Below are 23,153 nucleotides of genomic sequence, written 5' to 3'. Positions count from 1 at the left end.
GATCTTTCAGGGGCGTGGCACGCTGGCGGCCACGGGATCACTGGGTGAGCATCGCGTTCACCCGGGGTCCTCCCCTTCGAGCCTCCGGGCTCCTCGGTTCGATGAGAGGCGGTCACATGAGACCACGTCTGAAGCCCGCCCTGCACAGGGTCATGCGCGACGAGCACACCCTGCAGTTCGGTCTGCGTTCCAGACGTGCGGTGATACTGGCCGACCTGGACCCCGAGGTGCGCCACTGGATCGAGGGCCTCGACGGCGTGCGCGACGTCGAGGAGGTGCTCGCGGAGGCCGATGAGGTGGGGCTCGGCCGGGAGACCGGCCGTGACCTGCTCGACCTGCTGACCAAACATGGCCTGGTCGACGACGCCGCCGCCTCGCCCGGCCCGCTGCGCCTGCTCACCCTCGCCGAACGGGACCTGCTCCAACCCGACCTGGAGGCGCTCTCCCTGTCCCCCGACACGACGGACGGCGGCCTGGCCGTGCTGGAGCGCAGACGAGCCGCCCAGGTCCGGGTGTACGGCGCGGGCCGCGTCGGCGCGCAGATCGTCGCCCTGCTCGCCGCCTCCGGAGTCGGCGGCCTGTGCGTCATCGACCCCGGTACGGCCAGCGGCCGCGACGTCGTGCCCGGTGGCCTGACCCCGGCGCAGGTCGGCACGAGCAGACAGGAGGGCGCGATCGAGCTGGCCAGGCAACTGGCGCCCTCCGTCACCGCGTGGACCGGTGAACGGGCGGCCCGCCTCGCCGACGGCGCCAGGGCACCCGACCTGGTGGTGCTCGCGCCGGTCGATCCCCTCGACGACATGCTGGTCGGCGAGCTGATGGCCCGGCGGATCCCGCACCTGCTCGTCACCGCCTACGAGGGCCTCGGGTCTGTCGGTCCCCTGGTGTTACCTGGACGAAGCACCTGTCTGCGGTGTCTAGATTTGACGCGGCGCGACCGCGATCCGGGGTGGCCGGTCGTCAGCGCCTGTCTCGGTGGCTTTCCCGCGGGGGAGGTCGGGTGTGGCGCGGCCCTGTCGTCTCTGGTCGCCTCGATGGCGACGGGCCACGTGCTTGATTTCCTCGACGGGGAGGAGCCAACTGTGACCAACGGCACAACGGATGTATTGCCAGACTGGCGATGGGAGCGGCGATCCTGGAGTGTTCATCCTCGATGTCGTTGCTTCCGAAACGAGTTGGGTTCGCCAACAATGGTCGCGTCGGCTACCAGCCGCTGACAGACACCACACCGAAGGGAGGGAGCGGCGTCTCACCACGGGGGATACGCCGCGAGCCAAGGTGAGTGACCTTCCGCGCCGCGCTGTCGCGCGATCCGCCAAGCTGGCGGCCCTGCCGATTGGATTCGCCGGCCGTACCGCCCTTGGACTGGGGAAACGGATCGGGGGCAAGTCCGCGGAGATCGTCGCCCAGGAGATACAGGAGCGCACCGCCGAGCAGATCTTCAAGGTCCTGGGGGAGCTCAAGGGCGGGGCGATGAAGCTCGGCCAGGCGTTGTCCATCTTCGAGGCCGCGCTGCCCTCCGAGGTCGTCGGTCCCTACCGGGCGACCCTCACCAGGCTCCAGGACGCCGCGCCGCCGCTGCCCGCCTCGACCGTGCACAAGGTGCTCGTCGAGCAGTTGGGTGACGACTGGCGGGAGAACTTCCAGTCGTTCGAGGACCGGCCGACCGCGGCCGCGTCGATCGGGCAGGTGCACAGGGCCGTCTGGCACGACGGCAGGACGGTCGCCGTCAAGATCCAGTATCCCGGCGCCGGCAAGGCCCTGCTGTCCGACTTCAACCAGCTCGCCAGGCTCGGCAAGCTCTTCGGGGTGCTGCTTCCCGGGCTCGACATCAAGGCCGTCCTCAGCGAGCTGCGCGAGCGGATCGCCGAGGAGCTCGACTACCTGCGGGAGGCCGAGGCCCAGCACGCCTTCGCCCTTGAGTTCAAGGACGACCCCGACTTCCTGATCCCGGACGTCATCGCCGCCAACGAGCAGGTGCTCGTCTCCGAGTGGGTTGACGGCATCCCGCTGTCGCGGATCATCACCGACGGCACCAAGCAGGAGCGTGACCGCGCCGGGCTCCAGTTGGTCCGGTTCCTGTTCAGCTCACCCGCACGGGTCGGCATGCTCCACGCCGATCCCCATCCGGGAAACTTCCGCGTCGTCGAGGACGGGCGGTTGTGCGTGCTCGACTTCGGCGCGGTCAACCGGCTGCCCGACGGCTATCCCCCGGCCTTCGGGAAGCTCACCCGGATCTTCAACAACGGCGACATGGAGAACGTGATCCAGGGGCTGCGCGACGAGGGGTTCATCCTCCCCCACATCGAGGTTGACCCCGAGGCGCTGCGGGCCTTCCTCGCTCCCTACGTCGAGCCGACCGCGGTCGAGGAGTTCACCTTCAGCCGCGAGTGGCTGCAGGAGCAGGCCGCCACGGTGACGGACCTGCGCCCGGGAAACGTGGCACGCCAGCTCAACCTGCCGGTTTCGTACGTCCTCATCCACCGTGTGCACGCGGCGGGGTTGGGCGTGCTCTGTCAGCTCGGTGCCACGGCTCGCTTCCGCGCGGAAGTGATCCGCTGGGTTCCCGGCTTCGTCGAAGAAGACCCAGAAGAACAGGCGATGGCCGCGAGCTGACGCCCTCTCTGAATTTCTCTCATATTACGAAATAACACTCTATTCACGACATTCGCGACGTTTCAAAACCACGACTCGTTCACGACGACACTTGTTCGCGAAACCGTTCTCTCCACAGCGCTCTGAGAACTGGGAGCCATGGAGAAGCCGCCGACCCGGCTACCCATGGCTACCCCCGAGCATCCTTGATCGTTCCGGCGCCTCCTGATCCTCTTCGTGCTCTGACCAGCCCGGTTGGCCGCTCCTGTTCTCGGCCGTCCCGGTTCTTGGTCATGCGCTCGGAGGGACTCGGCCGCACACGAGAAACCCCGTGCCCGTAGGGGGTCCAGCGTGTTCTGGAGGGCTTGGCCGTACGCGCGAGGTCATGCGTTCGGAGGGCCGACGATGCTTCGGAGATCACGGCCTTCCGGAAGAACCATGCACCGTCGCGTGTCCGGAAAACCGCGTGTCAGAAAGACGGCATGTCCCAAAGGGCCGTGTGCAAAAGAACCGCTGTATGGAAGGGCCGTACGTTCAACCGCGTACTCGGACGGGCTTGGCCGTGCGCCCAGAGACCACGGACGGAAGAGGCACGCATACCGAAGGACCACCCGCATGGGAGGAACACGTATATGGCAGGCACCGCCTATGTGGAAGGGCCGCCTATATGGAAGCGCTGTGTATGTGAAAGGGCCCCGGATTGGGGAGACGGGCATGCGAAAGGGGTGGCCCGGGGAAGGGGCCACCCCTTGGAAGCGGTTCGCGACCAGCGATGGTTCTCAGCCGACGGCCCGTCCCCGGCCCGGGTCGTTCGGGCGGGGACGAGGTCGTCGGCTGAGATCAGCGCCGATCAGCAACAGCCGGTACTGATCGGCGCCAACCGACACTGACCGGCGCTGCCGGGTGTTGATCAGCGTTGGCTGGAACACGATCAACACCATGCAGGCGGCGGTCGATGAGAACCGGTCTTGATCAGACGAGGCGTAGGAGCGCGTTCCTCAGCCGGACGGAAGCGCGTTCCGCGTCCCGGCGGGCGCGCCGCAGACGCAGCACGCCCGTCACGAGACGCTGCTCCTCAGCCTCCCTGTGAAGCGTTCGTATTCGGTCCCGTACCAGTTCTTCATGCATAGGCATCATGTCGAAACCGGCGGCGGTGTTGTTGGGGGTGATCATTGGAGGTGGTCCTTTCAGGGACGTACGGTCTTTCGGTTGATCAGGTTCTGTGCCGAATCAGGCGGCGACAGGAGTCTTACGGGGACGGCCACGCGGGCGCTTCCTCGGGACGATGGCGCCCCTCAGGATGAGCTCGCCGCCCCAGACACCCCACGGCTCCTCGCGCTCAAGCGCGCGGGCCAGGCAGGCCTGCTGGATCGGGCAGCCTCCGCAGAGCGCCTTGGCGAACTCCACGTCCTCGGGAGACTCCGCGAACCAGAGGTCGGGGTCGGTACGACAGGGGATTGCGGCTTCGTCGATCAGGTCCATGATCGTCTGGGCCCCCATCTGCTTCACCTCTCAGTTAGGTGTTGGTCTTCGGTTACCTCTGGGTGGGGGGACAGGAACAACGCGGACAAACAAGAAGGCCGCGGATCCTGGTGCGGATCCGCGGCCTGAAGGCTCTTTCCCTCGGTCAGGTTATGACCGGAGGTTGCCTCCAGGAATACGGACCACGCCATCCACCAGTGCCGGTGTGCTTGGTCAGTTCGTAGGTGTCCTCAGGAGCCGGAGCGGCGCCTGCGCCAACCGCCACGCGGGCGATCGAAGCAACCGGTCGGCTGCCGAGAACCTGGGTACGGACAGTCGTGTCCTGCTGGAGCTGAGCTTCCCGCTGGACCTGGATCTCCTGTCGCAGCCTGGCCGCGGCACCATCGGCGAGGATGGCGCACGTGCCGAACGACAGGGTGGTGGCAGGACGCATGAAGGCAAGCCCAAGCTGGGACGACATCAGAACGTTCTTCACAGTGGACTCACCTCCATTCGTGGATCGTCGGGCAACAGGAGTGTCCGACTCGCTTGTGCATGACCCTAAACCCCGGCGCCCGGGACGGGCAACATATTTTCTACCTGCAGTTTTACCACTAACTCACACGGATCATGGCTTCCTGGACCACCGACACGGCAAGCTCTCCCGACCGGGTGAACATCTCTCCCTTGGCCAGGCCACGGGCCGAGCTCGACCAGGGTGACTCCTGGGCGTACAGCATCCACTCGTCGACGCGGAAGGGGCGGTGGAACCACATGGCGTGGTCCAGCGAGGCGCCGGAGACGTTCGGGGTTCCCCAGGCCTGGCCGTGGGCCAGCAGTACGGTGTCCACCAGGGTGAAGTCCGAGGTGTAGGCCGCGAGCACCACGTGCAGCAGCGGGTCGTCGGGCAGTTCGGCCTCGTAGCGGAACCAGACGTTCGTCGTGGAACGGCTCAGCGACGGGTCCAGCACGGCCTCCCAGGTGAGGGGGGTGACGTAGCGGGCGTCGAGCGGACGCGGCCTGACCAGCAGGTCCCGCCAGGGAGACTCCTCCCGCACGTCCCGCAGGGCCTGGTGGATCCGCTCCTGGAAGGGCTCAAGCCCCTCGGGGCCGGGCACGTCGGGCATCGTCGTCGCCTGGTGCGCGAGACCGGGCTCGTCGATGTGGAAGGAGGCCGACATGGTGAATATCGCCTTGCCGTGCTGGATGGCCACGACCCTGCGGGTGGTGAAGGAACGGCCGTCCCGCACGCGCTCCACGTTGTAGACGATCGGCACGGCCGGGTCGCCGGGGCGGATGAAGTAGGCGTGCAGCGAGTGGACGTGACGTTCCCGGGGAACGGTCCTGCCTGCCGCGACCAGTGCCTGGGCGGCGACCTGACCGCCGAAGACCCGTTGGACCTCCTCGGCGGGGCTACGGCCCCGGAAGATGTCGAGTTCGATCTGCTCCAGGTCAAGCAGGTCGAGCAGTTCCTTGAGCGCCTGGTTCACGCGTCCTCCGTCTGGTCGGCGGCACGGCAGAGAGCCAGCACCGCCTCGCCGTACCGGTCCATTTTGACGCGTCCTATCCCGGTTATAGAGAGCAGGTCCCTTTCCGTGACGGGGGCACGCTCGGCGATGGCCTGGAGGGTGACGTCGGTGAAGACCACGTAGACCGGGACCTTGGCCTCCTTGGCGACCGAGGCGCGCCAGGTCCTGAGGCTCTCCAGCAGGGCCTCGTCATAGTCGGCGGGGCAGGTGGTGCACCTGCCGAGCTTCTGTTCGGCTGCGGCGACGAGGGTTCTGCCGCAGACGCGGCAGTTGACCGGGGTGGCCACCCTGCGGCGCTCGGTCGAGCTCCCGGACCCCTTGGACACGAACGCGGCGAAGGCCGACGCCGTACGGCCAGAGCCTCCGGAGGAACGTCCCGTGAGGCCGTCGAGAAAGCGGGAGGGTCTCCTTGAGCGGTGCCCACCGGGTGAGCGGGCCAGCGCCCACGACAGCGCCAGGTGCTCCCTGGCCCGGGTGACGCCGACGTACAGCAGGCGGCGTTCCTCCTCGATCTGTTCCGGCGTCTTGGCGTAGACGATGGGCATCATGCCCTCGGTCATCCCGACCAGGAAGACGGCGTCCCATTCGAGGCCCTTGGCGGAGTGCAGGGAGGCGAGGGTCACGCCGTCGACCGGGGGCGCGTGCTGCTCTCCAGCCCTGCGCTCCAGCTCCGCCACGAAGGCGGTCAGGTCCGCGCCCGTGGCGGACATGTCCTCGGCGAGGTCGGCGAGGGCCTTGAGCGACTCCCACTTCTCCCTGGCCCCGCCTCCGCCGGGCGGCACGGGGGTCAGGCCGATCCCGGCGAGGATGTCGTTGACGGTCGAGGCCAGCTCGTCGTCCCGCGCGGCCGAGCGGGCGGCGCCGCGCAGCAGGACGACGGCGTGACGCACCTCGGGGCGTTCGAAGAAACGGTCGGCGCCGCGCAGCAGGTAGGGCACACCCGCCGTGGTGAGGGCCTGCTCGTAGGCCTCCGACTGGGCGTTGACGCGGAAGAGCACGGCGATCTCCCTGGCCGGGACGCCACCGTCGACGAGGGCGCGGATCGCGCGGGCCACCCCGGCGGCCTCTGCCTGCTCGTCGTCGTACTCGGTGAAGGTGGGCTCGGGGCCTTCGGTGCGCTGGGCAACCAGCGTGAGGCGGTGCGGGCTCTTCGACCTGTCGAGCAGCCCGTTGGCGAGGGCGACGACCTGGGGGGTCGAGCGGTAGTCGCGGACCAGCCTGATCACGGCGGCGTCGGGGTGCTCGACGGGGAAGCCGGTCAGATATCTGGGGGTCGCGCCGGTGAAGGAGTAGATCGTCTGGTTGGGGTCGCCGACCACGCACAGGTCGTCGCGCCCGCCGAGCCAGGTGTCGAGCAGGAGCTTCTGCAGCGGGTTGACGTCCTGGTACTCGTCGACGACGAAGTAGCGGTACTGCTGGCGGATCTGCGTGGCCACCTCGCGGTGCTCGGTCATCACGGCGGCGGTGAGTTCGAGGATGGTCTCGAAGTCGACGAGGTGCCGGTCGCGGCGGAGCCGCTCGTAGGCGTCGAAGAGCCGGAAGACCTCCTCGGCGGGCATCGGTGGCGTACGGCCCGCCTTGCGCGCTGCCTCGGCGTAGTCCTCGGGGCCGATCTGGGTGGCCTTGGCCCACTCGATCTCGGAGGCGACGTCGCGCAGCTCCGAGCGGTCGGGGGCCCTCCTGACGAGGCGGAAGGCGTCGGCGAGCAGCGGCAGCTTCGACTCGATCACCTTGGGCGGGTCGCCGCCGATGACGCGCGGCCAGAAGTAGGTGAGCTGGCGCAGCGCCGCGGCGTGGAAGGTGCGGGCCTGCACCCCCGGCGCGCCGAGCGCGCGCAGCCGCTGCCGCAGCTCGCCCGCCGCGCGTGTGGTGAACGTCACGGCCAGCACGCTCTGGGCGTCGACCACCCCGGTGCGTACGGCGTGGGCGACGCGGTGGGTGATCGCCCGGGTCTTGCCGGTCCCCGCTCCGGCGAGCACGCAGACCGGCCCGCGCACCGCCTCGGCCACCGCCCGCTGCTCCGGATCCAGCCCCGCCAGGACGTCGTCTGTGACCACGGGGACTCCTTACACGGGTTGTACGGGCCGGCTGTGAACATCCTGGCAGTCGGTGGCCAAGCTTCGCCCATTCTGGCAACATGCCGCCGTCAACCTACGTCGTTCCGGAAGATGCGTAAAAAGGGCAGTTCCTCCACAATGAGGGGGAATTTTGTGGCTTGAGGGAAGGAAGAAACCTGTGAGAACCGCGGCGACCGTGAGCTCTCTCGCCCTGGCGGCGTTGGTGATCGGCCCCGTGGCGCTACAGACGACCTCCGCCGCGCACGCCTCCCCCACCGAGTCGTCGCACTTCGGCGGCGCGTCCATCACCGCGTCGAAGGCCGTCACGAAGCTGCGCAAGAAGCCGGCAACGCACAAGAGCAAGGGCAAGGCCGACCCGAGCCCCGACCCCTCCGCGTCCGCGAGCGCCTCCGCGGGTTCGACCGTCAAGCCGACGCCCAGCCCGACCCCGAAGCCGACCACCAAACCGACCGCCAGGCCGAAGAAGCCCACGGCCACCCCGAGGGTCGCCTCGACGGACAACCCGCTGCTCGACGGCACCATCATCAACACCGTCGCGTACGGCTCGCACCCCCACCAGCGGATGGACGTCTGGCACCAGACCGACGGCCTCAAGCGGCCCGGGGTCTTCCTGATCCACGGCGGCTGGTGGTCGGGCGGCGACAAGAAGTACATGACCGCGATCACCACCAGCTACGCCGAGCAGGGGTACACGGTCTTTAACCTCAACTACCGGCTGTCCGGCGAGGCGGCCTGGCCCGCGCAGCGCACCGACACGCTCGACGCCATCGCCACCGCGCGCAGGCACGCCGCCCTGTGGTCCTTCGACCCCAACAACTACGTGGTCGTCGGTTTCTCCGCGGGCGGGCACCTGGCCTCGGCCGTCGGCACCTACGGGGACGGGCTGCCCGGGCTGCGCGGGGTCGTCGGCATCTCCCCGGTGACCTCGCCGATGCTGGCCTACGAGGACGGCGCGACCGACGTCTTCGACCTGAACAAGCGCAAGCTGCGCGAGTCGGCCATCCAGCTCGCCGGGGGCTGCGAGCCCGTCAAGTGCCCGAAGATCTGGGCCAGCATGGAGGTCCCGAGGCACGCCAGCAAGGGGGACGTGCCCGAGCTGGCCGTACACTCCCAGGACGAGTTCGTGCCCGCCGAGCACAGCCTGCGGCTCAAGGAGCGGCTGAAGGCCTTCGGGGTGAGCATGACGGTGCTGACCGAGCCCGGGTTCGAGCACAGCACGCCGATGTACCGCCTCCCCGGAGTCGCCGAGACGGTCCAGGACTGGATCGCGGGAAAGTTGCTCTGACCGGCGGGGAAGATGAACGGCTTTCACCTTGTTGCCACTGAGCGCTGAACATCTCATGAGGGGATATCTCACGAAATGGCGCTGACGGTTTACACCGCCACCTGGTGCGGCCCATGTAAGCGGCTGAAGTCCCAGCTCACCCGCGAGGGGATCTCCTACCGGGAGATCGACATCGAGCAGAACCCCGACGCCGCGCAGTTCGTCGAGAGTGTCAACAACGGCAACCAGACCGTGCCGACCGTGCTCTTCGAGGACGGCACGTCCCTCACCAACCCCTCGGTGATCGAGGTCAAGGCCCGGTTGAACGCCTGATCACCAGTCGCCGGTGAGCGGCTCGCCGTACCAGGTCTCGATCAGTCTTCTGGCGATCGAGACCTCGGGCGGCAGGAGCAGTTCACCGCTGTCCAGGGCGGCCCGCAGTTCGGCGCGGCTGAACCAGCGGGCCTCCGCGATCTCGTCGTGGTCGAGCGCGAACTCCGTGGAGACGGCACGTGCGAAGAAGCCGAGCATCAGACTGCGTGGGAAGGGCCACGGCTGGCTGCCCAGGTAGCGGGGCTCGACGACGCGCACGCCGACCTCCTCGGAGACCTCCCTGGCCACCGCGTGCTCAAGCGACTCCCCCGGCTCGACGAAGCCGGCGAGCACGGAAAGCCGTCCCTGGGGCCACTGCGGTCCCCTGGCCAGCAGACACCGGTCGTCCTCGTCGTGCACGAGCATGATCACCGCCGGGTCGACCCGGGGGAAGTGCTGACTTCCGTCCTCGGGACAGACCCGCACGTGCCCTCCGGAGCGCGTCTCGGTACGGCTCCCGCAGCGCGGGCAGAAGGCGTGGGTCGCGTGCCAGGCCTCAAGGGCGACCGCGTAGACCAGCAGTCCGGCGTCCAGGTCCCCCAGCAGCGAGCCGACCTGACGCAGTCCGGCGACGACGTCCGCCCCCTCCTCGATCGCCGAGAGCGCGACGGCCGAGACGATCCGCCCCGAGGCGGAGACGGGCCCGGTGGCCGGGAGCGTTCCGGAGACGGCGAAGTAGGCGATTCCCTCGGCGTCCACGCCGAGCAGGTAGCGCTCCCCCGGTGGCGCCTCGGCCGTGGGCAGCAGGACAAGATCGACCCCGTCCCCGCGCCGCCTGACCAGCGCGCGCCCGTCGTCGACCACGACGACCCGGGTGGCGCCGTCGGCCCACGCGCGGTCGAGCCATTCGGCGTCACCGCGCAGCACGGCGGAGCGGTCGATCGCGCTGCGGGCGAGCAGCAGCGGTCCCAGCAGTCCTTCTTGGGTGGTGATGTCCACGTTGTTCCTGTCTCCCAGACCGACTGGCATCCTACGACGCGTGTCGTGGTCGCCTTCCCAGGGAGGGACGATCACCGCCTGCCAGGCGGAGTGGGGCATATACGGTGAATACCCAGTCGCCCGAGCGACATGATCTCTGTACGGCTAGGATGCAGCAGGTTAGGTTAGGCTTACCTGATTCTCGGGGGTCCACATGCGGCTGTACCTCACCGCACTCAAGCCGACCGACTCGGTCACCGACGGATTCCTGCCGGCGGCGCGCGCACTGGGCTGCGACGTCACCATTCTGACCGACAGACCTGAGCACCATCGGGATTCGGGGGCCGAGGTGCTCGACTGCGACGTCCGCGACGTCCGCGAGGTGATCGACGTCATCACCCACCACCACGCGCCCGGCGCGATCTTCTCCAACTCCGACCACCTGCAGGCGGAGACGGCCCTGGCCGCTGCCTACTTCGATCTGCCCGGCAAGGACTGGCGGGCCTGTGTCGCCGCGAAGAACAAGGCGCTCACCCGCAGGCGCCTGGCCGAGGCGGGCGTCGAGACGGTCCATACCGTACGGCTCGCCCCCGGCGACCCCGTCCCCCGCGACGTGCCGTTCCCTGCGGTCGTCAAACCCCGCGAGGGCGTCGCCAGCGAGGACGTCGTGCTGGTGCGCAACGACGACGAGCTCCAGGAGGCCCTGGACGGGATCGGCGCCAGGCGTCCCGGCGAGGCGCTGGTCATCGAGGAGTATCTCGAAGGTCCCCTGCACACGCTGGAGACGCTCGGCGACGAGAGCGGGACACGGGTGCTGGGCGGGTTCGGGACCACGCTCGGGCCGCTGCCGTACTTCGTGGAGGAGCGGCTCGACTGGGAGTCGCCGCCCGCGGCCGACCACGTGCTGCGGGCGTTGAAGGCGCTCGGCGTGGGCTTCGGGGCCTGTCACACCGAGTACGTGATGACGCAGGCGGGGCCCAGGATCATCGAGGTCAACTACCGCGTGATCGGCGACCACTGCGACTTCCTGCTCGGCAACCTGCTCGGCGTGCCGCTGTTCGAGCGGATCCTCGGCGTCCACCTGGGGCTGGCGGCCGGTGACCTGGGCGGCGCGCGGGGGCACGCGACCGCGCTGAGCGTGGTCGCCCGGCAGGCGGGGGCCGTCGCCGCGGCTCCCGGGCTGGTCACCCCCGCCCCCGGCGCCCCGGTCAGGCTCTGGCACCGGCCGCTGCGCGCCGTCGGCGACCGGATCGAGCCGACCAACACCAACCGTGACTATTTGGGCGTCGTCCGCGCGATCGGCCCCGACCGGGCGAGCGTCGACGCCGCCCTGGCGGCCTTCGAGGCGGACAACCCGTGGGTGATCGTGTGACCGCGCGGGAGCGGTATCTCGCCTCGCGCGTCCTGGACGCGCTGCTGCGCGAGGACTACGGCGGCCTCGCCGGACGGATCACTCGGAGCAAGGACGGCGTCGCGCTGGTCCTGACCGGGGGGCGCAGGGTGCGGCTGGTGCCGGGGTCGCTGTTCCAGGACTTCGTGGTCGCCCCCGAGGAGGCGATCGGCCTGCGCGAGGTCCTGGCGACCCTCAGGGAGGTCGCGCCGCCGCAGGACGGGCCGGGGATCGAGGCGTTCGCCCGGGAGTGCGGGCAGGCGCTGCGCGCTCTCGACCTGCACGCGGCCCACCGTGAGCGGGTGCTCGGCCTGCTGGCCGCCGCCGAGCCGGGGGCGCGGCTGCGGGCCGTACGGTATGAGACGCTTGCTGCTTTTGTCGATCATCCGGTCTATCCGACGGCGCGGTGCAGGAACGGGCTGTCGGACGAGGAGCTGACGGCCTACGCGCCGGAGTTCGCACCCTCCTTCGCGCTGCGCTGGGCGGCCGTGCCCAGGGAGCGGGTGAGCGGCGCGGCCATGCCGTACGCGCCGGGCTTCGCCGAGGTGGGGCTGGCGCCGTCGCTGGCGCGCACGCACGTGCTCTTCCCCGTGCACCCGCTGACCGTCCCCGTGGTCGAGGAGATCCCGTGGGCGATCGTGGCGGCGCGGCCGTATCTTGAGGTCAGGCCCACGCTCTCGACGCGCACGGTCGCGCTCGACGCGGGCACGCACGTGAAGCTGCCGCTGCCGACCAGCACGCTCGGGCTGCGCAACCGGCGCTCCATCAAGCCGGGCACGCTGGCCGACGGCGCCAGGGCCGAGCTGCTGCTGCGGGGTCTGCCGCACCGGGGGGTGCTGCTTGCCGACGAGCAGACCTACGGGCACGCGGGCCACGAGTATCTCGGCTGGCTCGTCCGCCGCCTGCCGCCCGGCGAGATCGTCCCGGTGGCCGCGCTGGCCGCGCCGACCCCCTCCGGCGTGCCCGTCGTCGAGGAACTCGCGGGACGGTGGTACGGCGGGGACGTCGCGGCGCTGCTCGGTGACTACCTCAGGCTGCTGTTCGGCTTCCAGGTGCGGCTCTTCGTCCGGTACGGCACGGCCCTCGAAGCACACCAGCAGAACCTGGCCCTGGTGCTCGGGGACGGCCCGGCGAGGCTGCTGGTCAAGGACAACGACGGGCTGCTGACCTCGCCGGACCGGCTGCTCGCCGCGGGTGTCGCGGTGCCGGACTTCACCGACGAGCGGATGCTGACCGACGATCCGCACGCGCTCGCCGACGTGTTCGTGACGATCACACTGCACCTGGCCGCCGCGGCGGTCGCCTTCTGCGCGCTGCCACCCGTGCAGGCCTCCCGGCTGGTCCGCGACACGCTCGGGGAGGCGCTCGCGGAGTACGGCGAGGACCCGATGGCCCGGCTGCTGAGGGCCAGGACCCTGGAGGCCGCCAGGCTCGTCGGCAAGTCGATGATCATCGCCGGGACCCTGGTCGACAAGGCCCGTACCGGGGCCCGGGACGTGAACAAGTACTACGGCACCAGCGGCCCCAACTACCTGCGCCATCCCCCTCAGGCCATCCAGAACATGACGATGCGAAGGACGCCATGACCAGCCTCGCGCTCGACTCCTGCTCCGCGGCAGTCTCCCCCGCGACCGTCGCCGAGGAGGCGACACTGGCGGCGCTGCTGCGCTGCTGCCTCCGGGAGGTCGCGGGCCCTCGCGGACAGGTCTGGCACGCCGAGCCGTACGTGCTGCTGCGGGTCGCCGACACCGTGCTGCGGGTCAGGGCGCACGGCGGGCTCGCGCTGCGCTTCGAGGGACACCCGGACTGGCTCGACGAGGGCACCTGGCGCCCGCTCGACGCCGACCGGCTCGTCGGGCTCGTGGAGAGCGAGCTCGGCGGCACGAACGAGGAGTTCGCCGCCCAGGTCGGCGCGAGCAGGAGGGCCATGGCGGAGCTGCTGGCGGCCAGGCGGAGCAGGCGGGCGCCGACCGATCCGTGGCTGGCCTCCGAGCAGCGGCTCGTCTTCGGGCACCCGTTCCACCCGAGCCCCAAGGCCCTCGACGGGGTCGGCTGGCTGCGCTACGCGCCCGAGGCGCACGCGAGCTTCCCGCTCAGGCTGCTCGGGGTCCGCGACGACGTGCTGGCCGAGGCGGGCGAGACAGGGCGGCTCGACGAGCTGGCCCCGGCGCCCACGGGATACTCGGTCCTGCCCGCGCACCCGTGGCAGCTCGACCTGCTCGCCGACCGGCTCGCCGCGCCGCTGGCCGACGGCCGTCTCGTCGATCTGGGGTACGGCTCGCGCCCCGCGGTCCCCACCTCCTCGGTCCGTACGGTCTACGACCCTCGGATCGACAGGTGCCTGAAGTTCAGCCTGGACGTGCGGATCACCAACTGCGTCAGGAAGAACGCGTGGTACGAGCTGGCCGGGGCGGTCGAGCTGACCCGGCGCCTGGAACCGGTCTTCGACGACCTGGCGGTCTCCTTCCCGGGGACGCGCTGGCTCGCCGAGCCCGGATACCGCTCGGCGAACCTGGGCACCCGGCTGCTTGAGGGGCTCGGGGTGATCATCCGTACCAGCCCGTGGTCGGTGTGCAGGCCGGGGGTGACCCCGCTGCTGAGCGGCGCGCTGGCCGTACCCGGTCCGGCCCCCGCGGATCCGGTCGGCTGGTGGCGCGCCTACGTCGAGTGTGTCGCGCCGCCGGTGCTGGAGGCCTACCTGCGTCACGGCGTGGTGCTCGAACCCCACCTGCAGAACGTGCTGGTCGGGGTGGACGCGACGGGGCTGCCGGTCGAGGCGATCTTCCGCGACCTTGAGGGGACCAAGCTGGTGGCGGGCAGGCACGACCTGTCCGGGCTGCCGACGCGGGTCGCCGAGGCGCTCACCTACGACCCCGGCAGGGGGTGGGACCGGGTCGTCTACTGCCTGATGGTCAACCACCTGTCCGAGATCGCCGCCTCCCTGGCGGGCAACGGCCCCGTGAAGGAGCTGTGGGCGGTCGCCGGGGAGGTGCTCGCCGAGTACGCGGGCTCCAGGGGGTGGCCGCGTCCGCTGGCCGACCTGCTGGCCGGGGCGCCGCTGCCCGCCAAGGCCAACCTCTCGGTGCGGTGGGCGCGCTCGGCGGACCGGTGGGCGGGGTACGTCCCGGTGGCCAACCCGCTGGCGATGCTGTCGTAGTTCCCCTTGTAGGGCTCTGTCCCGGTCTCCGGAGTTGTCCGGGGGCCGGGCTTTTTTCTGGGCGATTTTTCCCGATATTCGTGCATATTTCTCTCGTTGAGGGCCAACGACACCCATCCAAGGAATGTGCACAAAAGTCATGGCCCATATGGCCCAAGAAGCCGAAATAAGCGACAGAACGCGCTAGACAATTCTTTGATCTTCGTTAATAAACCAAAAGCGTCACCGTAACGATCACCGGGTACCTCACACCTGCCGCCACCAGGCGGATCATGCAGTTCCAATTCTCCGAAATCATCAACGACATGGAATGTGATGACTTCTAGCGGTACCAGACGGGCTTCCACCGTCAATTCCAGCAGGTACGTCCGGGGATTGATCACCGCAGCGGCGACAATCGGTACTTTCCTCGCAATCGCCTGCCAGTCTCCGGCGAATGCCGCGACCGACAACGCGGAAAGCCGCTGGCGCAGCGCGCCCGCAGGCGTCGCCACTCGGAATGTGGCTTTCCGCCTCGACAGCCTTTCCTCCAGGTGGTGCGGTTGCTGGAGAAGGCACTGCAGGTGCCACAACGGCCGTAACGGTTACAACGGCCGTAACGGGTTCAACGGCCGCGACGGTCGTGACGGTCGCAATGGCCGTGATGGCAGGTCGGGCCCGCCCGGAACCCGTGGACCTGAGGGTCCGCAGGGACCGCAGGGTGTTCCCGGCACGCCGGGTGGCCCTCCCGGACCGGTTGGTCCCGCGGGTCCCACCGGCCCGACCGGACCGACAGGCCCCACGGGAGCTACCGGCCCGACCGGACCGCAGGGCCCGGGTGGACCGACGGGACCGACCGGTCCTCAGGGTCCGGGTGGCCCCACGGGTCCGGCGGGACCGACGGGTGCCACCGGCGCCACGGGCCCGGCTGGCCCCACCGGACCGCAGGGTCCGACCGGTCCGCAGGGACCGGCGGGTACTGACGGCGCGACCGGCCCCGCGGGTCCGGCTGGCCCGGCGGGCCCCGCAGGCCCGACGGGTGCCACCGGCGCCACCGGTGCGACCGGCGCCACCGGCCCGGCAGGTCCCGCGGGTGCCGACGGCCCGGCGGGTCCGGCAGGTCCGGCGGGCCCCGCGGGTGCCACGGGTCCGGCAGGACCTGAGGGTCCCGCAGGTCCGGCAGGCCCCGCGGGCGCTGACGGTGCCACCGGTCCGGCAGGCCCGGCAGGCCCCGCGGGTCCGGCGGGCGCTGACGGCGCCACCGGCCCGGCTGGTCCGGCAGGTGCCCAGGGTCCGGCGGGTCCGGCTGGCGCGCAGGGTCCCGCAGGCGCCATCGGCCCGCAGGGTCCCCAGGGTGCCGCGGGTCCGGCGGGTGCCGACGGTGCTCCCGGCCCGGCTGGACCGGCAGGCCCGGCGGGTGCCGTGGGTCCCGAGGGTCCGACGGGTCCGGCAGGCCCCGCGGGCGCTGACGGCGCTCCCGGCCCGGCGGGTCCGGCAGGCCCCGCAGGTGCCACGGGTCCGGCAGGACCGGCAGGTCCCGCAGGCCCGGCGGGTGCCGACGGTGCTCCCGGCCCGGCTGGACCGGCAGGTCCCGCGGGCGCCACGGGTGCCACGGGTGCGACAGGTGAGGCGGGCCCCGCTGGCCCCGCGGGCCCGGCTGGACCGGCGGGTCCCGCAGGACCGGCGGGCCCGGCAGGACCGGCTGGACCTCTGGCCGCTCCCGCGTCGATCGACTCGTCGTTCCTGCTGCTCGACAAGCTGGACGCGTCGATCCAGGACGACGGCACCCTGCAGGTCCGTGACCCTCGTACGACGCCGGCCTGGCACGACCTGTCCACGCTGGCCGGTTACCCGGCCGACGCGAGGTCGGTCTCCACGGCTGTCGTCCTCGACGGCACGCTGCCGTACCTGGCCATCACGGTTCAGGCGGAGAGCGGGCAGGTCGTCCAGACCAGGTGTCTGGTCGGTCTTCCCATCCCGGTGGTCGGAGGCTTCTTCGCCCCCGGCGACCCGCTCGGCCCGCCGGCCTACCCGGCCAACTGCACCGCGTTCACCGATGAGTCACCCTGATCGGATCCGAACCCCGTGAGGGGATGAGGTGATGACCGGATGCCGTGCCCGACCCACCGGGCACGGCATCCGCCGTTTCCCGGCACCTCAGGAATCGAGATAGCGCAGGATCGCCAGGACCCTGCGGCTGTAGCCGGGATCGCGCGGCAGGCCGAGTTTGTCCATGATCGCGTTGATGTGCTTCTCCACGGTGCTCAGCGACACGTGCAGACGGGCGGCGATCGCCGCGTTGACGAACCCCTGCGCCAGGAGCCCGAGCACCTCGCGCTCGCGTCCGCTCAGCCCGTCCAGCGGGTCGGTGCGGGTGGTGCGGGCCAGAAGCTGGCGCACCACCTCGGGGTCGAAGACCGTCCCACCCGCGTGCACCCGCTCCAGCGACTCAAGGAAGTCGGCCACCTCGGACACCCGGTCCTTGAGCAGGTAGCCCACCCGACCGGCGGCCCCGGCGAGCAGTGTGGCCGCGTAGGTCTTCTCCACGTACTGCGACAGCAGCAGGACCCCCACCTCGGGATGGCGCCCCCGGATCTCCAGGGCCGCGCGCACCCCCTCGTCGGTGTGGGTCGGCGGCATCCGCACGTCGATCACGGCCACGTCGGGGCGGTGCCGTTCGACGGCGTCGAGCAGCGCCGAGGCGTCGCCGACGGCCGCGGCCACCTCGTGCCCGGCCTCGTGGAGCAGCCGGACCAGGCCCTCGCGCAGCAACACCGAGTCGTCGGCCAGGATCAGCCGCACGGCGCGTCCTTCGGCAGCGTCGCGACGACCCTGGTCGGGCCGCCCGGAGGGCTGTGGACGTCGAACGTGCCGTCGAGCGCCAGGACCCGCCTGGCCAGACCGGACAGGCCGCCGCCTGAGGGGTCGGCGCCGCCCGCGCCGTCGTCTGAGATCGCCACGCTCACCGTCCGCTCGTCCTCGGTCACGACGACCAGGATTTCACGCGCCCCGGCGTGCTTGACCGCGTTGGTGATCGCCTCCCTGGCGACGAAGTACAGGGCCGTCTCGATCGCGGAGGCGGGACGCCCCACCAGCCCGTAGTGCACGGTGACCGGCACCTGCGTCCGTTCGGCGACCCCGGCTAGCGCGGTGCGCAGGCCCAGTTCGTCCAGGGCGGTCGGGTAGATCCGCCAGGCCACGCTGCGCAGTTCGTCGAGCAGGCGGCGTGACTCGGCGTAGGCCTCCTCGACGAGCGCGGAGGTCCTCGCCGGGTCGGGGTTGCCCCGGGCACGGCCGAGCAGCATGGCCAGTGCGACGCCCCGCTGCTGGACGCCGTCGTGCAGGTCGCGTTCGATCCTGCGCCGCTCGTCGTCCACGGCCCTGACGACGCCGGAGCGGGTCGCGGTCAGCTCGGCGATGCGCCTGCGCATCAGCTCCCGCGTGCCCGGCCCGAGGAAGTGGTCGGCGAGGCGGCGTTCCACGGCCGCCGCGGCGAGGATCCCGAGCACGGTCAGCGCCAGCACGACGGTTCCTCCGGTCACGCCGAGGATTCCGTCGCTGGTCACCAGCCGCACCCCGGGCAGGTTCACCGGTACGGCTCGCGCCCTGCCCCCGGCCAGGTTCCACAGCCCGCCGAACAGGAGCAGCCCGCCGAGGAACAGCCCCGCGGCGCAGCCGTACCCGGAGAGGAGGCCGAACAGGGCGCGGACCGCGAGGTAGCGGCGGCCGGCCCGCCCGGGACGACCGGTCGTCTCGTGGTCGAAGCAGGTGTTCAGCCTGGCCCGTTCGAGGGCGGTCAGCCGGTTCACGATCCGCTCCGCTGCGGGCCGTACGGCGGGCACCGGGTGGAGGAGCAGGGCCACGCAGAGGAGGACCACCTCGGCGAGGCCCAGCACGGCGCCCACGAGCACCCCGACCAGGGCGCGGGCGATCCGGTTACCTGACACGGGCGCGAAGTCTATGCGTCGCGGCGGCGCAGTACGGCATGGCCGAGAGCCGTCGCCGCCACCGTCCAGACCAGCAGCCACACCAGCCCCTGCGAGGCCGGGTAGGGCACCGCGCCGCCCATCGGGGTGTCCGAACTGCCCATGAAGGCCAGCCCCGCGAACAGCGGCATGCGCAGCGAGGCCTCGAAGCCGATCGAGGTGCCCGTCATCACCAGCAGCAGCGGCACGCCCATCAGCAGCATGAACGCCGTGGTCAGGGTGCCCGCCGAGCTGCGTGTCGCGAATCCGAGGCCGAGCGTCGTCACCGAGACCAGGGCGAAGAAGACGCCCATGCTCAGCAGGTCGGGGACGACCTCGGCGAACGGCGCCGTCACCCGCCCGCCGAACACCTCGGCGGACAGCACCAGGTGGACGGCCGCCGTCGCCACGCCCCCGGCGACCACCCCCGCGGCGAACGTCACCGGCGCCAGCACCAGCGCCTTGGCGGCGAGCACCCGGCCACGGACCGGCGTCGCCTGCAGGGTGGTCCTGATGCCTCCCGAGGCGTACTCGGGGGTGATCGTCAGCATCGCCAGCGCGACCAGCCCGAACTGGGCGAAGACCGCCGCCGAGGTCACCGGGTCGCTGGCGGACAGCGTTCCCGGCTGACCGTCGCGCACCAGCTCCGTCACCGTCCCACCGCCGATCGCCAGCGCGCCGAGCACCAGGAACACCGTCATGCAGGCCAGGCACCACCAGGTGGAGCGGACCGAGCGCAGTTTCACCCACTCGGCGGCGGTCGCCCGCGCCAGCTCTCTGGTCCACGTGTTCACACCCGCTCCCTTCGCGCGCCGTACTCGACGCTGTCGGCGGTCAGTTCCTGGTAGGCCTGCTCCAGGGAGGCCTCGCGGGGGCGCAGTTCGTGCAGCCGGATCCCCGCCTCGTGCGCCAGGTCGCCGACATGCTCGACCGTGGCTCCGGTGACGACCAGCTCGTTCTCCCCCGGCCTCTCCCAGCGCAGTCCCGCGGCGCCGAGCCGTACGGCCAGGTCGTCGGCGTGCGGGGTGCGCACGACCACCGCGGTCAGCGAGCCGCGCGCGATGATCTCGGCCAGCGGCGCGTCCGCGATGAGCCGTCCCCTGCCGATCACGACGAGATGGTCGGCGGTGAGCTGCATCTCGCTCATCAGGTGGCTGGAGACGAAGACCGTCCTGCCCTCGTCGGCCAGCGAGCGCATCAGGTCACGCACCCAGCGCACGCCGTCGGGGTCGAGGCCGTTGACGGGTTCGTCGAACATGAGCACCTCGGGGTCGCCGAGCAGGGCGGCCGCGATGCCGAGCCGCTGGCTCATGCCCAGCGAGAGCGCGCCCGCCCTGCCGCGTGCCGCCTTGCCGAGCCCGACCGTCTCCAGGACCTCGGTGACGCGGCGCAGCGGGATGCCGTTGCTGCGGGCCAGCGCCGTCAGGTGCGCCCTGCCGCTGCGCCCCGGGTGCAGGGCGCGCGCGTCAAGCAGCGCGCCGACCGTCCGCAGCGGGTTCCTGATCCGGTGGTACGGCAGGCCGCCGATGAGCGCCGTGCCCGCCGTGGGACGGTCGAGCCCGAGGATCAGGCGCATGGTCGTGGATTTTCCGGCCCCGTTCGGGCCGAGGAAGCCGGTGACCGCGCCCGGTCTGACGTCGAGGGACAGCTCGTCGATCACCGTCCGGTCACCGTACCGTTTGCGCAGGCCGTTGAGACTGATCATGTCCGCAACGCTAGGCGCGACCCCCACGCGCAGACCATGGAGGCGATCCGCCGACCTCGATGGCGGAAAACCGTAACGTGCGGGCCGTCCGGGGAGGGACGGACGGCCCGCACGCGCTCCGGGTCAGACCTGGTTGAGGTACCAGATCTCGTTGCCCGCGACGACTCCGGCGCCGGAGTCGTTGTTACCGGTGATCGTCTGCTGGTCGAGGGTGGTGCCGCTGCCGACAGGCGCGTCGAGCACCTTGCCGCTGTAGCGGTTGACCAGGTAGAACGTGCCGTCGGCGACCCGCTTCAGGGTCCACTGCTGGGTGGTGGCGCTGCCGCAGGTCGCCTGCCTGATCTGGGTGCCGTTGGTCGTGCTGGCCGTGACGAGGTCGAGGCACTTGGCGCTGTTGACGTTCACCAGCTTCCAGTAGGTGCCGCTGGCCTGCAGGGTCCAGCGCTGGCTGGTGGCGCCGGAGGGCGCGTTGTGCGTGACCAGCGCGCCGGAGGCGGTCGAGCCGCCGACGGGCTCGACGTTGTCGTGGCTGGCGAACCCGTGCAGGTAGTAGGAGGTGCCGTTGACCGGGGAGGCGTCGGTGACCTGGTTGAACACCCACTGCTGGTTGGTCGCGCCGGTGTAGGTCTGCTGGGTGACGGCCGCCGGGTAGGCGGCGCCCGCGGTCAGCGCGAGGCCGGAGAGCCAGTCGAAGATGGCGAAGGTGTTCGTGCCGGTCTGCAGGTAGGCGAAGCGCATGCCGTCCTGGCCGTTGCAGGCGTACTGCAGGAGGGTCGTGCCGGGGGTGGTGCCGCTGTAGGCGCTGTCGGCGCACAGCCGGCTGCCGACGTTGATGAACTGCAGCCCGGTGTTGTAGCTCATCAGCCACTTCTGGCTGGGGGTGTCGACGCGGGTGCGCTGGCTCAGCTCGGTCAGCGGCGCGGTCGAGGCGCCGATGGGTTCGAGGGCGCCCCCCGTCGAGGCGTTCGTGATGACGTAGGTGTTGCCCACCTTGGGATGAGGGTCGCTGTCGGCCGTCGAACCCGCGATGAGGTAGGCGCTGTTGGCCGTGTTCCAGTGCGTGGCCAGGTAGCTTCCCGCGGTCGGGGCGGCGTTGTAGTAGTCGTCCCGGTTGCAGTCGGGCAGCCGGTAGTCGTTCCACTGCAGGCAGCTCCAGGTGGGCGTGCCGCCGTAACACATGAGGTCCCACTGGTCGAGGCAGTGCCAGGAGCCGTCGGAGTGCGGCGCGCTGAGCTGCACGGCGCCGAAGCTGTGCCCGAGCTCGTGGGCGATGGCGTTCGCGCCGAAGCAGTTGGGGCTGGCGTCCACCCGGGAGTAGGCGAGGCCGTTGTTGAGGTTGGCCGACCCGGTGGTCAGGTCGTCGTTCTTGATGTCGGAGATCCCGCAGATCACCGTGGACTCGGTGAGCATGAGGTAGTGCCGGTCGTTGCTGTTGTAGCCGAGCGTCTGCAGGGCTGTCTTGCTGGCGTCGAAGTCGGCCAGCGAACCGGCGGGCACCACCACGTTGCGCACGACGGGGACGCACCCGCCACCGGACGCCGTGGTGACGTAGCGGATGTGCCTGCTGCGGTTGGAGGTGGCCGCGGCGTCGTTGAACTGGTCGTCGGCGTTGGCCAGCCAGGCCCGGAACATGGGCAGGAGCTGGGTGTAGCGGTCCGGCATCGACGCCTCGCGCACGTACAGGACCTCGACGCGCTTGCCGCTGGTGCCGTCACCGTCGCAGGCGACAAGCTGGGGGCTGACTTGCGCGTCCCGTGCCGGGACCTTGATGGCCTTCGGGCCGACGCGCTCGCCGAGCCTGGCGCCGGGGAAGACGTCGGACACGACGCCGGGTTTGCCGTCGTCCGGTGGCGCGGCCGAGGCGGCGGGGGGTGAGGCGACCAGGCCTGCCACGGCGAGAACCGACGCGGCGACCAGGGAGAGGTTTCGCCTGAGCTGCATTCCGATGAACTCCGATCGGTACGGATACACCCTCGCAGGGCGATTCACCGGCAATAATCACATTTTATGCATTAAAAGCGTGATTATTGTAAGATTTGTCACACCATGTTGACGCAAGTCGTCAAACGTGTTCACGCACGACAGGGTGAACAGTTGCGGTAAATCCGGCGAACATCCAGAACTCCGCCGCGTCGCCGTACATTCACAGAAAAGAAACCCTGTGAGCTGCGACAACGGAGTGTGCCCACGCCCTTTCCCCACGTGACAGCACTTATCGCGAACATTCACCAGCGATTTCACAGAATCTCCGCGCAGGACGTTTTCCCGCCACACCGGGGAAATCAGGGAAGGATTTCCAGGCGGACGTCGGGAATGTCGTCGTAGAGGTGCGGGGTCGGGGTGATGACGCGCCAGCCGCCTCTCGACTCGGCCAGCAGTACGGCGTGGGCCGCGGCGAGGACGGCCACCAGGTCGGTTCCCCGGGCGGGTCCCGTGCCGTGCCGTTCCAGGTTGGCCGTCAGCTTCGGGCCGAGTCCCGCGGCGTTCGCCACGTCGGCGGCCGTCAGGCTTCCCACGGTCACCACCGGAACCGCGAGCAGGGCCTCCGCCTGCTCGGGCCGCAGAGCCGTCACGCACTGCGCGGCCGCCGCGGGCAGCAGGAGCGTGGTGTTGCGCAGCACCGACTGGCGGACGATCTCGCGTCCGTAGTTGCTCCTGACGTCGAGCAGGTGGCAGACCGCGTCGAGATCGAGGACGTGGCCGGTCAGACCGTCGTCCTGCGGGGTCACCCGGCCTCCCG

At 70.5% G+C, this 23,153-nt stretch carries 21 protein-coding genes; 8 read left to right on the top strand and 13 right to left on the bottom strand.

All coding sequences use genetic code 11. The features are described 5' to 3' along the window. Nucleotides 1-116 precede the first annotated feature (116 nt). Together FHS44_RS25540 and FHS44_RS25535 are read left to right on the top strand one after the other, a co-directional pair. Nucleotides 117-1,217 (top strand): ThiF family adenylyltransferase, encoded by a 1,101-nt coding sequence (locus FHS44_RS25540; protein ID WP_184718897.1) that lies wholly within the window; start codon nt 117-119, stop codon nt 1,215-1,217. 61 nt (nt 1,218-1,278) lie between these two features. Further along, nucleotides 1,279-2,616: an ABC1 kinase family protein gene (locus FHS44_RS25535; protein WP_184718894.1), complete on the top strand. Its 1,338-nt coding sequence runs from the start codon at nt 1,279-1,281 to the stop codon at nt 2,614-2,616. A 951-nt stretch (nt 2,617-3,567) separates the two neighbouring features. Here FHS44_RS25535 and FHS44_RS25530 read toward each other — a convergent pair. The 5 genes from FHS44_RS25530 to FHS44_RS25510 form a co-directional block, all read right to left on the bottom strand. Then, a complete protein-coding gene (locus tag FHS44_RS25530) occupies nt 3,568-3,768 on the bottom strand; it encodes a hypothetical protein (RefSeq protein WP_184718995.1) in 201 nt (66 codons plus the stop codon). A 57-nt stretch (nt 3,769-3,825) separates the two neighbouring features. Next, entirely contained in the window at nt 3,826-4,095 is a 270-nt protein-coding gene (locus tag FHS44_RS25525) for a WhiB family transcriptional regulator (protein ID WP_184718892.1), read from the bottom strand. A gap of 127 nt (nt 4,096-4,222) precedes the next feature. Continuing rightward, nucleotides 4,223-4,552 carry a hypothetical protein gene (locus FHS44_RS25520; protein ID WP_184718890.1) on the bottom strand — a complete coding sequence of 110 codons (330 nt, stop codon included), beginning with the start codon at nt 4,550-4,552 and terminating at the stop codon, nt 4,223-4,225. Between the two features lie 118 nt (nt 4,553-4,670). After that, nucleotides 4,671-5,546: an acyl-CoA thioesterase II gene (tesB, locus tag FHS44_RS25515; protein WP_184718888.1), complete on the bottom strand. Its 876-nt coding sequence runs from the start codon at nt 5,544-5,546 to the stop codon at nt 4,671-4,673. Beyond that, complete coding sequence (locus FHS44_RS25510; RefSeq protein WP_184718886.1) at nt 5,543-7,642, bottom strand: ATP-dependent DNA helicase UvrD2; 2,100 nt, start codon at nt 7,640-7,642, stop codon at nt 5,543-5,545. Before FHS44_RS25510 ends, tesB begins: the two co-directional genes overlap by 4 nt. Before the next feature lie 178 nt (nt 7,643-7,820). Here FHS44_RS25510 and FHS44_RS25505 point away from each other — a divergent pair, with 178 nt between their 5' ends. Both FHS44_RS25505 and FHS44_RS25500 read left to right on the top strand, forming a co-directional pair. Beyond that, nucleotides 7,821-8,948, top strand: a complete 1,128-nt coding sequence (locus FHS44_RS25505; protein ID WP_184718884.1) for an alpha/beta hydrolase — start codon at nt 7,821-7,823, stop codon at nt 8,946-8,948. Between the two features lie 75 nt (nt 8,949-9,023). Next, entirely contained in the window at nt 9,024-9,260 is a 237-nt protein-coding gene (locus FHS44_RS25500; protein WP_184718882.1) for a mycoredoxin, read from the top strand. On the opposite strand, the gene nudC is transcribed toward FHS44_RS25500, so the two are convergent. Next, entirely contained in the window at nt 9,261-10,268 is a 1,008-nt protein-coding gene (gene nudC, locus FHS44_RS25495; protein ID WP_184718881.1) for an NAD(+) diphosphatase, read from the bottom strand. A gap of 163 nt (nt 10,269-10,431) precedes the next feature. Between nudC and FHS44_RS25490 the strand changes: the two genes are divergently transcribed. The 3 genes from FHS44_RS25490 to FHS44_RS25480 are packed head-to-tail and all read left to right on the top strand — an operon-like array spanning nt 10,432 to nt 14,764. Then, nucleotides 10,432-11,589: an ATP-grasp domain-containing protein gene (locus FHS44_RS25490; protein ID WP_184718880.1), complete on the top strand. Its 1,158-nt coding sequence runs from the start codon at nt 10,432-10,434 to the stop codon at nt 11,587-11,589. Next, nucleotides 11,574-13,193, top strand: a complete 1,620-nt coding sequence (locus tag FHS44_RS25485) for an IucA/IucC family protein (protein ID WP_184718879.1) — start codon at nt 11,574-11,576, stop codon at nt 13,191-13,193. The genes FHS44_RS25490 and FHS44_RS25485 overlap by 16 nt, the downstream gene beginning before the upstream one ends. Next, entirely contained in the window at nt 13,190-14,764 is a 1,575-nt protein-coding gene (locus FHS44_RS25480; protein WP_184718878.1) for an IucA/IucC family protein, read from the top strand. Before FHS44_RS25485 ends, FHS44_RS25480 begins: the two co-directional genes overlap by 4 nt. Before the next feature lie 137 nt (nt 14,765-14,901). On the opposite strand, the gene FHS44_RS25475 is transcribed toward FHS44_RS25480, so the two are convergent. Further along, nucleotides 14,902-15,258 (bottom strand): hypothetical protein, encoded by a 357-nt coding sequence (locus FHS44_RS25475; RefSeq protein WP_184718877.1) that lies wholly within the window; start codon nt 15,256-15,258, stop codon nt 14,902-14,904. A 907-nt stretch (nt 15,259-16,165) separates the two neighbouring features. Here FHS44_RS25475 and FHS44_RS40245 point away from each other — a divergent pair. Continuing rightward, entirely contained in the window at nt 16,166-16,813 is a 648-nt protein-coding gene (locus FHS44_RS40245; protein WP_221461238.1) for a hypothetical protein, read from the top strand. A gap of 87 nt (nt 16,814-16,900) precedes the next feature. Here the strand turns inward: FHS44_RS40245 and FHS44_RS25465 are convergent, their stop codons facing one another. The 6 genes from FHS44_RS25465 to FHS44_RS25440 all read right to left on the bottom strand — a co-directional run bounded on the left by FHS44_RS25465 (nt 16,901) and on the right by FHS44_RS25440 (nt 23,142). Continuing rightward, nucleotides 16,901-17,545, bottom strand: a complete 645-nt coding sequence (locus tag FHS44_RS25465) for a response regulator transcription factor (protein ID WP_184718875.1) — start codon at nt 17,543-17,545, stop codon at nt 16,901-16,903. Further along, on the bottom strand, nt 17,536-18,690 hold the full coding sequence (locus tag FHS44_RS25460; protein WP_312863812.1) for a sensor histidine kinase: 1,155 nt from the start codon (nt 18,688-18,690) through the stop codon (nt 17,536-17,538). The genes FHS44_RS25465 and FHS44_RS25460 overlap by 10 nt, the downstream gene beginning before the upstream one ends. 11 nt (nt 18,691-18,701) lie before the next feature. Next, nucleotides 18,702-19,502 carry an ABC transporter permease gene (locus FHS44_RS25455; RefSeq protein WP_184718874.1) on the bottom strand — a complete coding sequence of 267 codons (801 nt, stop codon included), beginning with the start codon at nt 19,500-19,502 and terminating at the stop codon, nt 18,702-18,704. Further along, the gene (locus FHS44_RS25450) at nt 19,499-20,413 is read right to left on the bottom strand and encodes an ATP-binding cassette domain-containing protein (protein ID WP_184718873.1); all 915 of its coding nucleotides are present in this window, start codon (nt 20,411-20,413) and stop codon (nt 19,499-19,501) included. The genes FHS44_RS25455 and FHS44_RS25450 overlap by 4 nt, the downstream gene beginning before the upstream one ends. Nucleotides 20,414-20,536: 123 nt before the next feature. Continuing rightward, complete coding sequence (locus FHS44_RS25445; protein ID WP_184718872.1) at nt 20,537-22,354, bottom strand: RICIN domain-containing protein; 1,818 nt, start codon at nt 22,352-22,354, stop codon at nt 20,537-20,539. Between the two features lie 341 nt (nt 22,355-22,695). Then, nucleotides 22,696-23,142: a hypothetical protein gene (locus FHS44_RS25440; RefSeq protein ID WP_184718871.1), complete on the bottom strand. Its 447-nt coding sequence runs from the start codon at nt 23,140-23,142 to the stop codon at nt 22,696-22,698. Nucleotides 23,143-23,153 lie beyond the last annotated feature (11 nt).

The organism is Streptosporangium saharense, assembly GCF_014203715.1.
Lineage (GTDB): Bacteria > Actinomycetota > Actinomycetes > Streptosporangiales > Streptosporangiaceae > Streptosporangium > Streptosporangium saharense.
This window is presented reverse-complemented; position numbering and strand designations above follow the sequence as displayed.

What these genes read in the sequence shown, in the direction of transcription:
- FHS44_RS25540 (WP_184718897.1), top strand. Translation starts at nt 117, where the DNA reads ATGAGACCACGTCTGAAGCCCGCCCTGCACAGGGTCATGCGCGACGAG.
- FHS44_RS25530 (WP_184718995.1), bottom strand. Translation starts at nt 3,768, where the DNA reads ATGATCACCCCCAACAACACCGCCGCCGGTTTCGACATGATGCCTATG.
- FHS44_RS25525 (WP_184718892.1), bottom strand. Translation starts at nt 4,095, where the DNA reads ATGGGGGCCCAGACGATCATGGACCTGATCGACGAAGCCGCAATCCCC.
- FHS44_RS25500 (WP_184718882.1), top strand. Translation starts at nt 9,024, where the DNA reads ATGGCGCTGACGGTTTACACCGCCACCTGGTGCGGCCCATGTAAGCGG.
- nudC (WP_184718881.1), bottom strand. Translation starts at nt 10,268, where the DNA reads ATGCCAGTCGGTCTGGGAGACAGGAACAACGTGGACATCACCACCCAA.
- FHS44_RS25490 (WP_184718880.1), top strand. Translation starts at nt 10,432, where the DNA reads ATGCGGCTGTACCTCACCGCACTCAAGCCGACCGACTCGGTCACCGAC.
- FHS44_RS25480 (WP_184718878.1), top strand. Translation starts at nt 13,190, where the DNA reads ATGACCAGCCTCGCGCTCGACTCCTGCTCCGCGGCAGTCTCCCCCGCG.
- FHS44_RS25450 (WP_184718873.1), bottom strand. Translation starts at nt 20,413, where the DNA reads ATGATCAGTCTCAACGGCCTGCGCAAACGGTACGGTGACCGGACGGTG.
- FHS44_RS25445 (WP_184718872.1), bottom strand. Translation starts at nt 22,354, where the DNA reads ATGCAGCTCAGGCGAAACCTCTCCCTGGTCGCCGCGTCGGTTCTCGCC.